The organism is Nitratireductor sp. ATLC21 (genome assembly GCF_057196525.1).
In genome coordinates, this window is record NZ_JBXUOU010000002.1 from 1,025,376 (window position 1) to 1,039,532 (window position 14,157).

The 14,157-nt window shown below is 60.2% G+C and carries 13 protein-coding genes; 11 read left to right on the top strand and 2 right to left on the bottom strand.

What is annotated here, in order from left to right:
• Positions 1–32 precede the first annotated feature (32 nt).
• The gene (locus AC2CHD_RS12410) at positions 33–734 is read right to left on the bottom strand and encodes a glycoside hydrolase family 16 protein (protein ID WP_229448109.1); all 702 of its coding nucleotides are present in this window, start codon (positions 732–734) and stop codon (positions 33–35) included.
• 325 nt (positions 735–1,059) lie between these two features.
• Between AC2CHD_RS12410 and AC2CHD_RS12415 the strand changes: the two genes are divergently transcribed.
• From AC2CHD_RS12415 to AC2CHD_RS12430, 4 genes are all read left to right on the top strand, one after another.
• Entirely contained in the window at positions 1,060–2,469 is a 1,410-nt protein-coding gene (locus AC2CHD_RS12415) for a hypothetical protein (protein WP_484553936.1), read from the top strand.
• Positions 2,466–3,671 (top strand): polysaccharide pyruvyl transferase family protein, encoded by a 1,206-nt coding sequence (locus AC2CHD_RS12420; protein WP_484553937.1) that lies wholly within the window; start codon positions 2,466–2,468, stop codon positions 3,669–3,671. Before AC2CHD_RS12415 ends, AC2CHD_RS12420 begins: the two co-directional genes overlap by 4 nt.
• Positions 3,672–3,977: 306 nt before the next feature.
• Positions 3,978–4,733: a Crp/Fnr family transcriptional regulator gene (locus AC2CHD_RS12425; RefSeq protein WP_484553938.1), complete on the top strand. Its 756-nt coding sequence runs from the start codon at positions 3,978–3,980 to the stop codon at positions 4,731–4,733.
• A gap of 533 nt (positions 4,734–5,266) precedes the next feature.
• Entirely contained in the window at positions 5,267–5,980 is a 714-nt protein-coding gene (locus AC2CHD_RS12430) for a response regulator transcription factor (RefSeq protein WP_229447636.1), read from the top strand.
• A gap of 89 nt (positions 5,981–6,069) precedes the next feature.
• On the opposite strand, the gene AC2CHD_RS12435 is transcribed toward AC2CHD_RS12430, so the two are convergent.
• Positions 6,070–6,438 carry a cupin domain-containing protein gene (locus AC2CHD_RS12435; protein ID WP_229447635.1) on the bottom strand — a complete coding sequence of 123 codons (369 nt, stop codon included), beginning with the start codon at positions 6,436–6,438 and terminating at the stop codon, positions 6,070–6,072.
• A 214-nt stretch (positions 6,439–6,652) separates the two neighbouring features.
• Between AC2CHD_RS12435 and AC2CHD_RS12440 the strand changes: the two genes are divergently transcribed.
• The 7 genes from AC2CHD_RS12440 to AC2CHD_RS12470 are packed head-to-tail and all read left to right on the top strand — an operon-like array spanning position 6,653 to position 14,147.
• A complete protein-coding gene (locus AC2CHD_RS12440) occupies positions 6,653–7,663 on the top strand; it encodes a BMP family ABC transporter substrate-binding protein (protein WP_484553939.1) in 1,011 nt (336 codons plus the stop codon).
• A 22-nt stretch (positions 7,664–7,685) separates the two neighbouring features.
• Positions 7,686–9,221 (top strand): ABC transporter ATP-binding protein, encoded by a 1,536-nt coding sequence (locus AC2CHD_RS12445; protein ID WP_484553940.1) that lies wholly within the window; start codon positions 7,686–7,688, stop codon positions 9,219–9,221.
• Entirely contained in the window at positions 9,218–10,279 is a 1,062-nt protein-coding gene (locus AC2CHD_RS12450; protein WP_484553941.1) for an ABC transporter permease, read from the top strand. Before AC2CHD_RS12445 ends, AC2CHD_RS12450 begins: the two co-directional genes overlap by 4 nt.
• Positions 10,272–11,186 carry an ABC transporter permease gene (locus AC2CHD_RS12455; RefSeq protein ID WP_459439928.1) on the top strand — a complete coding sequence of 305 codons (915 nt, stop codon included), beginning with the start codon at positions 10,272–10,274 and terminating at the stop codon, positions 11,184–11,186. Before AC2CHD_RS12450 ends, AC2CHD_RS12455 begins: the two co-directional genes overlap by 8 nt.
• Positions 11,183–12,502, top strand: coding sequence for an amidohydrolase family protein (locus AC2CHD_RS12460; protein ID WP_484553942.1), 1,320 nt, complete (start codon positions 11,183–11,185; stop codon positions 12,500–12,502). Before AC2CHD_RS12455 ends, AC2CHD_RS12460 begins: the two co-directional genes overlap by 4 nt.
• A gap of 23 nt (positions 12,503–12,525) precedes the next feature.
• A complete protein-coding gene (locus AC2CHD_RS12465; RefSeq protein WP_484553943.1) occupies positions 12,526–13,362 on the top strand; it encodes a purine-nucleoside phosphorylase in 837 nt (278 codons plus the stop codon).
• Between the two features lie 2 nt (positions 13,363–13,364).
• Positions 13,365–14,147 (top strand): SDR family NAD(P)-dependent oxidoreductase, encoded by a 783-nt coding sequence (locus AC2CHD_RS12470; RefSeq protein WP_229447628.1) that lies wholly within the window; start codon positions 13,365–13,367, stop codon positions 14,145–14,147.
• The last annotated feature ends 10 nt before the right edge of the window (positions 14,148–14,157 follow it).

Here is a 14,157-nt window from a genome sequence, read left to right on the forward strand (position 1 = left end):
AAGGGCGAAGCCTATCCCAAAGCATTAGAAATTCAGTCGAGGCGATAGGCCCTCACATAGTCGACGATCATGTGCGAGGGGTCTGGGGTGGCGTTCCTTGTTGGTCCGTCAACCAGGGCGAGATTGAGCAGAATATAAAGCGGCTGCCGGTGTTCCGGCTGGGTCTCTGTCTTCCACACGAATTCGCGGTCGAAATAGAAGCGGATCCAGTCCGGATCCACTTTCACCCCATAGGTGTGAAACGCACCCGGCCTTGCCTCCACGAAGACCGCGTTTCGATGAAAGCGCGAATAATGGCGCCCGTCCCGATGCCAGACATGGACGACCGAGGAGTAACCGTCGGGTTTGTCCCCGTAGAATTCGAAAATATCGATCTCGGCTGTGGCCTTCGAGCGATCCTTGCCGATCAGCCAGAAGGCCGGCCACACACCGGGCCCCTCCGGCAATTGCGCACGCATTTCAAAATAGCCGTATTGTTGAGAAAACCCGTTCCCATCCGGATCCACCGAGGCGAGCAATCCCGATTGCCAGTCGCCTTCCGGGTCGCGCTTGGCTTCAATGCGCAATTTGCCGTCTATAATTCGGAACGGTGATCGCTCACCGGGATTGGCAAACCGCGCGCCGCCGAAATCTCCCGACCAGGGTGTGTGTGCGATCCAGCGTGTTCCTGGCCCCCAGGCTGAAACGTCCAGCGTGGAGAAATCCTCGTCGAAGGAAACCCGCAAGGTCTCCATATTCAATCTATCACCTTCGGTAAGGAACTGATCCTCGGCGCGTGATGAGACAGGCCTCAATAGGGGAACGAGTGACGCGCTTAAAGCGGCTGCACCGCCAACGAGTGCACACCTGCGTGTCAGATGAGGCGCTTTTACTGGGGTGAACGGCACTGCAGCTACCTCCCGGCAGGCAGGGTAACATCGCCCTGGCTCGTCCCGGAATTCAGCCAAATGCCGGCCCACTGACCATAAGTGGTACCCCCCGAAACGCGACGCTCAATCGCTTGCGTGGTATTCTTAGCCGGGTTTACGCCGCTTCTGCGGCAAAAGGGCGAGGCGCACCATGCCCATCGAGTTGTTGGGTTTTTTATCTCTGCTTGTTGGGACGGTCGTGCTTGTTTCTCCGCCCCGGCTTTCCTTTTTTGTCATTGTTTTTTCGACACTCTTTGGTGCCGCTGCCGCATTCGGTGTGCCTGGTCTGGGCGGCGCTTCGGTTCTCGTTCCCAGCCTTTTGCTCGCCTTTTATTGCCTGCGTTTGTTCATGGCTTTCGGCGAGAAACCGGTTTTTGCGGCGGTGTCTTCGGCATCGCCTGGCATATGGTTGTTGCTGCTCACCGTTTATGGGGTTTTCTCAGCTCTTTTCCTGCCGCGCCTGATGGAGGGCGTGACCGAAACGATGATTGTGCTTCGCTCCTCTGCTGGTCATCGCATCATCGATCTCACGCCATTGTCATTCTCCAGCAACAACATCACCCAAACGATCTATGCGGTCGGCGGGCTCTTATGCTTCGCCTTCACATACGCCTATCTCAAATGTGGCGGCACAGCTCGCGACGTGATCAACGCCATGTTGGTTCTTGCCGTCGCCAATTTGGTCTTCGCGCTTCTGGACGTGATCACCTATCGCACAGGCACGGCGCATCTCTTTGATTTCATACGCACGGCGAATTACGCGCTTTTGACCGGGTCGGAAAAGGCGGGTTTCAAGCGCATCTCGGGCACATTTCCCGAGGCCTCGGCCTTTGCGGGTTACACGATTGTTCTGTTCGCGTTCACCGCGAGTTTATGGATTGACCGCATGCGAACGGTGACGACCGGACTAGTCGCCGGCCTGCTGTTGCTTGCTCTGCTTCTTTCGACCTCCACCACGGCGCTGGTCAGCCTCGCCATGGTGGCGGTTTTTCTGTTCTGGCGGGCGTTGCCGGCTTCTTATGCAGGACATGTCATCGGCCGGCCGGGAGCCATAGCTCTCGCCATCCTCGCTGTTCCGCTCTGCTTTATGTTGATTATCGTGCTGATGCCCGAATTTGCGAAAGCAGTGCAGGAATTTCTGGACGAGACGCTCTACTCCAAGCTCAACAGCCAATCAGCGCGTGAGCGCATGCAATGGAATGCGGTGGCGTTTCAGGTCTTTCTCGATACATGGGGATGGGGTGCCGGTCTCGGCAGTGCACGTGCCTCCAGCTATGCGCTTGTACTCCTTTCCAATGTCGGACTGATCGGTACGGTTCTGTTTGCATTGTTCGTTGGCAACATTCTTTCGATGAAGAGTGGGGGCGGGATCCGTGAGCACACGACAATGCGAGCTGCCAAGGCAGGCGTATTCGCAGGGCTTTGCGAAGCGATGATCTCGGGAACCGTCTACGATCTCGGGCTTCTCTTTTACGTTCTTGCAGGGAGTGCGGCTGCACTGCGTTGGAATCCTGCCCGCGCGAGGACATTCCGGCCGGCAGCGGCGGAGGCGGTGCAATGAGGATTGTTATCTTCAACGTTCGGTACAGTCCGAATCTTGGAGATGGCATTCTGGCCGAATGCCTGGAGCGGGAACTGGGGCTTGCCTTGCCGGGCGCTGAGATCGAAACCTTGGATCTGGCCGGTCGTGTGTCTTACGGGACCCAAGATGCAGGGCGTTCGCAGGCGCTGCGCCTCTTGCAAGCCATGCCCCCCTTTTTCCGCCGGAAGCTGGTTGAGCGCGTCATTGGCGCGAGATTGTCCGCACTACGAGATACGTGGCGGCAGAAGATTGCCGAGGCCGATGCGGTCATCATCGGGGGCGGCAATCTCTTCCAGGATGATGATCTGAATTTCCCTTTAAAGATCGCTCAGGTGCTGGAGCTATGCCGTGAGACAGGTCGCCCGGTTGCGATCCACGCCGTTGGTGTCGGGCGCAATTGGTCGCCGCGCGCTGTCAGGTTGTTCGAAACGCTGCGCAGGTGCCGTGTCATTCGCGTCACCGTGCGTGATCCCGGCGCGCGGCGGAACTGGCGGCAGCATTTCCCTGACTGGCCAAGCCCTGATCTTGCACCCGATCCGGCTCTGACCCTACAGCCGGCAGCCAACACCGTTCGGGCGCATGTACCCCCGCTGGTTGGTTTGTGCGTAACAAATCCACTGGTTCTCAAGCGGCACGCGGGCCCAGGGCGAGATATACCTTTGGCAACTGTGGGCGACTATCTTGCCTTGGCCGATACATTGCAGGAGACGGGGTGCAATGTGCTCTTTTTCACCAACGGCGCGGTGGAGGATCAGGCTTCTCTGAAGCAGATTGAAGACAAGATCGCCGGAACGCGAACTGTGGTCTCCACGCGATACCGCTTTGCCAGACGCCCCTGCACTCCGCAGGAACTGATTGCTCTGATCGGTACACTCGACGTGGTGGCTGCACACCGGTTGCATGCTTGTATCACGGCCTACGCCCTCTGTGTTCCGCCCGTCGGTCTTGGATGGGATCAGAAGGTCGGCGCGTTTTTCCGGATGATTGATTGCGAACCTTTCTTCGTCCCGACGCACAAAGGAGGGGTGGGTAGCATTGCTGAGCGCATCCAGAAGGTACTGACGCAGAAGGATGGTGCTTTTTTTCAGCATCCATCCAAGGAGAAAGCGAGAGAAGCAATAGGAGATCTGGCCGAAGATCTGAAGAGATCGACCTGTGGCCTGCAACCCGCAAGAGCATGACAACCGAGCGAGGATTATACCTAAGATGCCAGAACCAACGCGCAAAAGAGTGATGGCCGCCCGTCGGGTGAGGCGGTTTTGTGTCTGCTATATTGCAAGCCAGCTAACGTATTTGTGATTTGGGCGTAGAGCCGTGTTGTCTACTGTTCTCCCTGTCCCGTTGCAGAATTTTCTGGAGTATTGTCGACTGCTGGGGACTATAGGAAAAGCCGAGGTTGATGGTGGAGTGTCTAAACCTCGGATATTTGTCCCATGAGTACTTCGGGTCGCGACAGTGGCCGACCCGCAAGTGGTCGGACAAGCAGAATGCGGGGTAGTATGCCGGTTCGGGGCACCGAAAGTTACAGGGAAATCCTGCATTATCTGGAGGCTGAAACGGCTCGTGGCATGTTCGGGATGGGGGCGAACAAGTCGAACCACTCCGGACTGCGAAAGCGCATCTATTCAAGCGGTGATACCATTGCGGATATGGATGGACAGAAGCGCGCTGTCCTTCTGGTCGTGTCTGGGTGGGTGTCCAACGGCAAGGAGCTCGAAGACGGCTCTCGCACGGTGGTCGATTTTTCCCTGACCGGCGATGTGATCACCGTTGGCACAACCGAATGGGCCCGAGAGGAAGTGAGAGCACTTACCGCGGTCACTCTCTTTGAGTTTCCCGGTGCGATCTACGAAAATCTGTCGACCTATCCACGTCATGTGCGCGAGTTCATTCTCAAGGGAATGGCACGGCGCTATGCTCGTGCGGCAGAGCATTTTGTCAACATCAGCCGGCGTGGCGCCTTCGAAAGGGTAGCGCATCTTCTGCTGGAGCTTTCGTTTCGCGTCGGCGTGTATGAGGGGCAGGGAGCAAGCTCCTTTGCCTGTCCTTTGACCCAGGTGGACCTGGGCGATGCGCTTGGTCTGTCGGTTGTGCACGTCAATCGGGTTTTGAGAAAACTGCGCGAAAGCGGCTACGTGTCCTTTCGCAGCGGTGTGGTCACGTTTCAAAATCGCGCTGGATTGATCGAGGCCACAGGCTTCGAGGGATCCTATCTGGCGATAGCCGATCCGCTCGTCTCCTGAGATTTATTCTTCGAGCAGTAGTATATCCCGATATATCAACTGGGATGAAATGCCTGTGGTTACAGCTTCTGGGTGCTTGTCACGGCAGCAGTCTGTTCATGTAGACTGTCGGAAATAAACGAAAAACCGCGTGAATGTCCCGAAAATCGCCTCTCAGCAGGCAAATTGAGGGCATTTACTCCGAAAAAGTTAGATAATTCAATTTATTCTTGTGGCGGGGTTGGATCGCAACCCTGGTGAAGTATTTTACAGTTATAATCATATTGAATGATTCTTGCATAAAATTGATCCATGTTAATGCAAAATGTCCCCAATCGTGAGGATAATAAATCTCCAAGTGATAATCCTGTTGAGGGCCTCTGAGAGGGGTTCGCGCCGCCGTTAAACTTTTCGGTGGAGGGTGGGTCGTGCAATAAGAATAAGAACGCGCTTCTCCAATATCACTGGGGTTTGTCTTGGGTGAGTGTTGGGGAGCTTTAGTCATGGAACACGCAAAGATTGGGCAAAGCAGCAGCAATAATCTACACGGACTCATGAAAGCATCGGGCGGTGCACTGGCAGCGCCCTCGCCGGAAGACTGGGACGAAGCACGAGACGAAACGGATCGGGAACTCGTCCTTCTGATTGATCCCAGAGTGCTGGACCGAGAATGTTTGGCCCGCAGTCTGGAAACGCAGAACCCCTCTCTCGACATTTTCGCCGTCGGGTCTTCGGACGAATGGCATAAGATCGCCGGGGGACGTCATCCCAAAGCTGTCCTTCTCATTGTGGGCAGCCGCAAGATCACCGAACAGGGCATCTGCAACGAAATCCACGATCTTGCTGAAGAATTCGAAGAGCAACCCGTTATCGTCATCGCTGATACGGATGATCTGGGGCAGATACTCAAGGCGCTGGAAGCCGGGGCCAAGGGGTACATACCCAGCAATGTCGGTGTCGACGTGGCCGCGGAAGCCATTCTTCTGGCGCGGGCAGGCGGGGTTTTTGTTCCTGCCAGTGGTGTCTTGGCCATGCGCGATGTCATCAATTCGAACAGCAGCCGCGTGGTCGGCCTTGGCAATCTCTTCACCGCCCGCGAGGCCGAAGTTGCCGAGGCGCTGCGCCGCGGCAAGGCAAACAAGATCATCGCCTATGAACTTCAGCTGTGTGAAAGCACGGTCAAAGTGCACATTCGCAACATCATGAAAAAGTTGAACGCGACCAACAGAACCGAGGTCGCTTACAAAATTCGTGAAATGCAGTCCTGACGGTCACGAAGCCGGACCAAAAGGACTGGCGAAACACTCAGGCCGGCAAACGTTTTGGGTCGATCGAAAGGTCGGCCCCTTTTTGTGCGTCAATCTTCAAGATTCACATAAGTCTCCGGCGTGAAGCGCGGCGTGCAGACGCAATAGAACTCCAGATCCTCTGTCCCGGTGTTGATGATGCGCTGCGCCGCACCGGCCGGAATGATGGCCTGATCTCCGATGGAGAGGAATTGACGTTCCCCATCGATCTCCACCACACCCTCGCCTCTACGCACGACATAGCGCTCGCAAACGCCCGTCAGACTGTGCAACTGGGTTGTCACCCCAGGTTCCACACGCGCTATTGCCAGCGAGGTTTCGGGCGAAGCGGGCGTGTTCATCAACTCTGTGATGAAGCACCGCTCCTCGGTCCAGAACTCCGGCACACCGGCATTTTGTACAAACCATGAAGGGGGCATGACCAACCTCGTTCGCTCAGACTTCCACAATGATCAGTCAGCTTGACAATTGTCAAAGTCCTGTCGGTGCGTCAGTATGCCTTCGACTAAAGCATCGGACCGAAAAGCGGAAACCGGTTTTCTGCTTATTCCGATGCTCCATCAGAAGATCAGATCGTTCTTTTGCGTCCGAATGAACGCACGGCGATCCGGAGGCCAAACAGGGAGTAATGGCATGAGGGGTTTGAAAAACTGGTTGGCGGTGGGGCTTCTGGCAACGACAGCATTCACCGTTCCTGCTTCTGCGGCGGATAAATTTTTCGTCTACGTCTCTCCCGACCAGATCGGCGTCAACGCCTTCCTGAAGCTTGGCCAGGCCGGCATCGAGCAGGCTGGCGAGAAATACGGCGCGGATGTCGAAACCTATGAGAGCCGCACGGCTGCCGACCGTCTCGAAAACGTCAACGCCGCCGTCAACGAGGGCGCGGATATCGTCGTGCTCCTTGGTTTCGAGTTCAACGACATCGTCAAACAGGTCGCGCCCACCGCGCCCGACACGCAGTTCCTCATCGTCGACCAGTGCATCGATGACCGGCCCGACAATGTGCATTGCGCGGTCTTCCGCGAATATGAGGCGAGCTATCTCGTGGGTGTCGCCGCCGGCATGCTGACCGAGAGCAACAAGGTTGGCGTTGTCGGCGCGCTCGATATCCCCTTCCTGCACCGCTACACGGATGCCTATGCCGATGGCGTCAAGTCGGTGAATGCCGACGCCTCGGTCGACATTCGCTGGGTGGGTGGCGAAAATCCGTTTGCCGATCCGGTGCGCGCCAAGGAACAGGCCGTGGCCATGAATGCTGCCGGAGCCGACCAGATCTTCACGGCCACATCGGGCGGTGATTTCGGCGTCTTCGAGGCGGCGAAGGAAAAGGATTTCCAGGTCTATTCCGTCGATGTGAACCAGTGCCCCAATGCGCCCGGCCACGTGGTCGATGTCACGTTGAAGCGCGTCGACAACGCCATGGTCCAGGCCATCGGCGCGATCCTTGAGGGCGAGAAGAAGCTCACCATGGCGCTCGGCCTCAAGGAAGGTGGCGTATCGACCATCGCGCTCGAGGAAGCCGAACTGGCCGACAGCGGCTGCCTCATCGCCGATCATCCGGAGGTGGTGGCCAAGATGCGCGAGGTCGCAGCCCAGATCGAGGATGGCTCGCTAAAGCTCGAAGACCCGATGTTCGCCAAGTAAGCGCGCCAGAGCAGCACGCATCATGCGCATCGACCTGCAGGACGTCACCGTCCGCTTTGGCCCGGTCACGGCCGTGGACAATGTTTCGCTCGGCATCGAGCCGGGCGAAATCCACGCGCTTCTGGGCGAAAACGGCGCTGGCAAGTCCACCCTGATGAACGCGCTGTTCGGGCTGGTCACGCCGGCAAGCGGCACGATCCATCTGGATGGTAAGGCGCGCCGCTGGGCCTCGCCGCAGGATGCCATCGCCCATGGGCTGGGCATGGTGCATCAGCACTTCATGCTGCAGGAAGAAATGACGGTGCTGGAAAACATCGTGCTCTGCGCAGAGCCGGTGGGCCGCTTCGGCTTTGTCGATTTCGCCCGCGCGCGGTCGCGCCTCGATGAAATCGCCAAAACCCACGGTGTCGCCATCGATCTCGACCGGCGCGTCGGCCGGCTTTCTGTCGGAGAGCGGCAGGCGGTGGAGATCCTCAAAGTTCTCTACCGCGAGGCCGAAGTCCTGATCCTCGACGAGCCGACCGCCGTGCTCACCCCGCAGGAGAAGGACCGGCTTTTCGCCACGCTCAAGAGCTTCCGCGAGGCGGGCAAGGCGATCGTTCTCATCACCCACAAGCTCGATGAGGTGATGGAGATCGCCGACCGGGTGAGCGTGATGCGGGCAGGGCGTCTTGTCGCCTCCTCATCGCTTGCCGAAACCTCGAAGGATGAGATCGCGCGCGGCATTGTCGGTGGCGATCTGCCGGCGGCCAGAACCCGCAAGCAGCTTTCACCCGGCGAAACGGTGCTTGCCGTCGATCACCTCACCGTCGCGCGGCGCGGGCGCGATGTCGGCCCGGTTTCCTTCGATCTGCGGGCAGGCGAGATCGTCGGCATTGCGGGCGTCAGCGGCAATGGCCAGGCGGAGCTCATCCGCGCGCTGACAGGGCTTGTGCCCGTGCGTTCCGGCTCCATCACCCTGTGCGGAAATGAGATACAGAACCTGGATGTGGAGGCGCGCCGGCAGGGCGGCATGAGCTACATCCCCGAAGACCGGCAGCGTATGGGGCTCGCCCTTCGCGCCTCCGTCAGCGAAAACGCCAATGCGGGCCGCGACGATGCGGGCGCTTTCACCGCCGGCCCGTTCCTGAAACACGGTGCCATGGCGCAGTATGCGCGCTCCCTGATCGAGCGTTATCGCATTCGCGTGGCCGGTCCGCGCGCTTCCGCCTCCACCATGTCGGGCGGCAACAAGCAGAAGCTCATCGTCGGGCGCGAACTCTCGCGCAACACGCCGCTCGTGATCGCCGAAAATCCCACATGGGGCGTCGATATCGGCGCCATCGATTTCATCCATGGCGAGTTGATGCGCATGCGCGATGCGGGTCACGCCATTCTTCTGGTTTCCACCGAGCTCGACGAGGTGATCGCATTGTCCGACCGCATTCTGGTCATGTATGACGGCGCCATCGCCGGAGAGGTTGATGGCGGCGAGGCGAGCCGCGAACGTGTCGGCGCCCTGATGACCTCACGTGCCGCCGACGCGCTGGGCGCGGCTTCGCCTGGAGCTGCTGCATGATCGCTTTCGATGCCGGCAAGGCCACCCGCAGCGCGCTGCCATGGCTCTTCACCTTCCTGTGGATCGCCGCGATCATTCTGGCGCTGCTGCTCTTTGTCGGTGCGCCGGTGGGCGAGGCGCTTTCGGGTTTCTGGAACGGCGCTTTCGGCGGGCGCAGAAACGCCTATCTTATGGCGACGCTCAGCCGCTCGGCGCTGATTGTCGGCATGGCGCTTTCGGTCATGCTGAGCTTTCGGGCAGGGCTGTTCAACATTGGCGGCGAGGGGCAGCTTGTCGCCGGCGGGCTGGTGGCAGCGCTGGTTGCCGTGCTCATGCCGGGGCCGCCGCTGGTGGTGCTCGTTGTCGCGATCCTCGCTGCCATGCTGGCCGGTGCGTTATGGGCGCTGCTTGCCGGGGTGCTCCAGCTCTTCATGGGCGTGCCGCTGCTTGTCGGTTCGCTCCTCCTTAATTATCCGATCCGCTACATCGCCTCCTATCTGGTGGCCCATCCTTATCGCGACGTGCAGTCAGGCATGGTGCAGTCGCATCTCGTGCCGCAGGAAACCTGGTTTGCCTATTTCCCGGGAACCCGGCTCGATATCGGCATCCTCTTCACGGCAGTGGCGGCAGCCTTTGCGCTGATCTACAGCTACTGGACCGTCCATGGCTATCACACGCGGCTCAACGGGCTTTCACCCGAGTTTGCCCGTACGGTCGGCCTGCCGGTGCGCAGGCTCACGCTGCAGACACTGGCGCTCAGCGGTGCGATTGCTGGCATGGTCGGTGCAATCGCCGTGTTCGGCATTCACCACCGCTATATCGACGGCATGCTGGTGCAGCCGCTCTATGCGTGGACCGGCATTATCGCGGTGCTTCTGGTGGGCATGGTGCCGTGGGCGGTGCCGATTTCCGGCTTCTTCTTTGCCGCCGTCCAGACGGGGGCAGCCGGCATGGAGCGGGCGGCCGGCGTTCCCAAGGAGATTGCGCTTGTCGTGCAGGCGGTCATCATCCTCTTCGTGGCAAGCCGCGTCTCCGGCGCGCTGACCGCTTCGCGGGGCGATGGAGACGGCCATGTTTGAGCTGATCGCCGATCCTTCCTTCGCCGCCTCCATTCCGCGCTTTGTCACGCCCATTCTTCTGGCCGCCCTTGGCGGCGCGCTGTGCGAGCGGGCCGGTGTCTTCAACATCGCGCTGGAAGGTTTTTTGCTCGTGGGCGCGTTTGCGGCGGTGCTGGGGGCTTATTTCTCCGGCACACCCTATATCGGCGCGTTGACGGCCATGGTGGCCGGCATGGCGCTCGGGCTTGTCTTTGCCGAGTTCAATGTGCGGCGCGGCGGCGATTCCATCGTCGTTTCCATCGCCATCAACCTTCTCGCCGCCGGTCTCACGACCTTCTTCCTGCGCGCCATTTTCGATGTCACGGGTGCCTTCAGCGATCCGGCGATTGCCGGGTTCGCACCCATCCGTCTGCCCTTCATAGAAGATGTGCCGCTTCTCGGCCCGATCCTGAGCGGCCAGGCGCTGCCCTTCTATCTGGCGCTTCTCAGCGTTCCGTTCCTGCATGTGTTTCTCGCCCGCCACCGGCTTGGCCTGCGCATACGGGCGGCGGGTGAAAACCCTCAGGCGCTTCGGGCTGGCGGTGTCAGTCCAAAACGTGTCCAGCTTCTGGCGCTCATTGCATGCGGCGCGCTCTGCGGTCTGGGCGGGGCGCAGCTTTCCATCGCCAATGTCAATCTCTTCGTTGAAAACATGAGCGCCGGGCGCGGCTGGATCGCCGTTGTCGCGGTGCTCTTGACCCGTGGCCGCCCGTGGCCGCTCTTCTTCATCGCGCTTCTGTTCGGTGCCGTCGACAGCCTGTCCTTCCGCGTGCAGGGTCTGGGGCTTGCCCAGCAGTTCACCGACATGATGCCGTATCTGGCGACCCTTATCGTGCTGGTTGCCCTGTCATGGTGGCGGGCAAGACGCGCAAGAGGAGATGCTTCATGACCGTCGATCTGGTTGTCAATAACGCCATTGTCGTGACCTGCGATGAAAAGCAGACGGTGATCCGGGATGGCGGCGTTGCCGTCTCAAATGGCCGCATCACGCAGATCGGCGAGAGCGCAGCGCTTGAACAGGCCGCGGGGAACGCCCGCAACGTCATTGATGGCAGCGGGCACATCCTGATGCCGGGGCTGATCAACAGCCATTGCCATGCCGCCGACAGCCTGTTTCGCGGTCTGGTGGAGGATCTGCCGCTGGAGCCGTGGCTGCAGAAGGTGTGGACCGCCGAAGGCGCAATCCTCAATCCGCAGACCTCGCATCTTGGCAGCCTTCTGGGCTTTTCCGAACTGCTTCTTTCCGGTGTCACCAGCACGATGGACATGTTCTGGTATCCGGTGGAAACGGTTCGCGCCGCGCGCGAAGTGGGCATGCGGGTGTCGACAGGGGGCATCTTCTTCGACGGTCCGGGAGTGGACGGCGCAACACTCGATGACCGCATTGCCAGCGCCGAGGCCTTCTTTGAAGCGTTTGCGGGTGCAGACGATGTCTTCCCGGCAACCATGCCCCACGGAGCCTATACGGTGGGGCCGGAAAACCTGAAGACGGCAAAGGACATCACAAACAAACACGGTGGGCTTTTCAGCACCCATGCGGCGGAAACCAAGGCTGAACAGGCCGATGTCGAAGGACGCTATGGCAGTTCCGTCATCCGTCATCTCGATCATCTTGATCTCCTTGATGAGCGCACGACGCTCGCCCATTGCGTCCATCTGGACGATGAGGAAATCGCCATTCTGGCGCGCACGGGCACGACCGTTTCGCACAATCCCATGTCCAACCTGAAGCTCGCCTCCGGCATTGCCCGCATACCCGACATGCTGGCAGCCGGTGTCCATGTCGCACTTGGCACCGATGGCGCGATCAGTGGCAATGATCTCGACATGTGGATGGCGTTGCGGCTGGCGGCCACGCTCCACAAGGGGGCGAGCCAGCGGGCCGATGCCGTCTCCACCCATGAGGCGCTCGGGATGGCGACACGCTCCGGCGCGCGGGCGCTGGGCGCGGCCGACAGGCTGGGCAGTCTCGAAAAAGGCAAGCTCGCCGACATGATCCTGGTCGATGTGAAGCGCCCGCATGCGGTGCCGATGTTCGATCCCGTCACCCATCTCGTCTACTCCACCGCCAAATCCGACGTGCGCCATGTATTCGTCGGTGGCGAGCAGGTGGTGCGCGATGGCGTGCTCACCCGTCACTCGATCGACGACACGCTGGACGCGGTGGCAGAGCTCGCGCCGCGCATCGCCGCCACCGTGGCCTGACAGTAAAACCCTGGGAGAATGAAATGAGCGAAAGCCAACTCGCGCGTCTTGAGCGCGCCCATGCATCCATCGCCAAGCGGGCAGGGGCGCCGGCACCCATTGCCATCATGCTGGGTTCGGGGCTCGGCCAGCTCGCCGACCGGGTGGAGGATGCCGTCACGATCCCCTATGGCGAGGTCGAAGGATTTCCGGTCTCCACCGCACCCGGCCACAAGGGCGCTTTCGTGATCGGCAATCTGGAAGGCCAGCGCGTGATCATGATGCAAGGCCGGCTGCATCTGTATGAAGGCTGGGCACCGCGCGAGATTGCGCTTGCCGTCTATCTGCTCAAGCGCCTCGGTGCCGAAACGCTGATCGTCACCAATGCCGCCGGCTCGCTCAATCCCGATTACGATCCCGGCGACGTGATGCTCATCGAGGATCACATGAATTTCACTGGGCTGAACCCGCTGGTTGGGCCCAATGACGATGAGATCGGCCTGCGCTTTCCCGACATGTCGCGCGCCTATGATCCTGACCTGCTCGAGCTCACGCGCAAAGCGGCGGATGCGGCTGGCATTTCCGTGCGGCAGGGCATCTATGCGGGCGTTCTGGGGCCGTCCCTCGAAACCTCGGCGGAGCGTCGCTATTACCGCGCTTCCGGCTCGGATGCCGTCGGCATGTCGACTGTCACCGAGGTGATTGCCGCCGGGCACGCATCGCTGCCCGTCATCGGGCTATCGGCCATCACCAACAAGGCGACCGGCGGGCCGGACCAGCAGCCCGACACGATCGAAGAGGTGTTTGCCAATGCCGAGATTGCCGGGCGCAAAATCGAGGCGATCCTGGCCAAGCTTCTGCCCAATCTGAAAGGAGCCTGATCATGGCTGCAACCATCCCACCCGTCGCATCCCTGCTTGATCTCACCGGTCGCACGGTCATCGTCACCGGCGCCAGCGGCGGCATTGGTAGCGGCATCGCGCGGCGTCTGCATGAGGCGGGTGCGAATGTGGTGTGTCACTACAATGGCAACAAAAGCGCCGCCGAGGCGCTTGCGGGCGAATTGGGCGCGCGGGCGTTCGCTGCCGGCGGTGACCTTTCGAAGGAAGCCGAAGCGGCCTCTCTCATGCAAGCGGCGCTCGAAGAATTCGGTTCTGTTCACGGCGTGGTCAACAATGCCGGCTTCCAGCCAGTGGAGGCGCTCAGGCAGATCGATGAGGCCGGCTGGGCGCAGATGATGGCGATCAACACGGGCGCTCCGTTTCTCCTGACGCGCGCTTTCGCCGACCATGTCGAGACGCGCGGCGGCGGTGGTGCGGTCGTCAACATTGCCTCCATCGAAGGGCATCAGCCGGCCCCCGGCCATGCCCATTACGCCGCCTCCAAGGCCGCGCTCTTGATGTTCACCAAGGCGGCAGCGCTGGAGCTTGGCGGGCTTGGCATTCGCGTCAATTCCGTCTCGCCCGGCCTGATCCACCGCGACGGCATCGAGGAAGGATGGCCCGAAGGTGTGAACCGCTGGAAAGAGGCAGCACCGCTTGGCCGGCTCGGCCAGCCGGAGGATATCGGTGACGCCGCGCTCTTCCTTCTCTCGGAAGCTTCGCGCTGGGTAAGCGGAACGAACATCACGGTCGATGGCGGCGTCAGCGCCCGCTCGACCTGGTAAGAAAACCAAA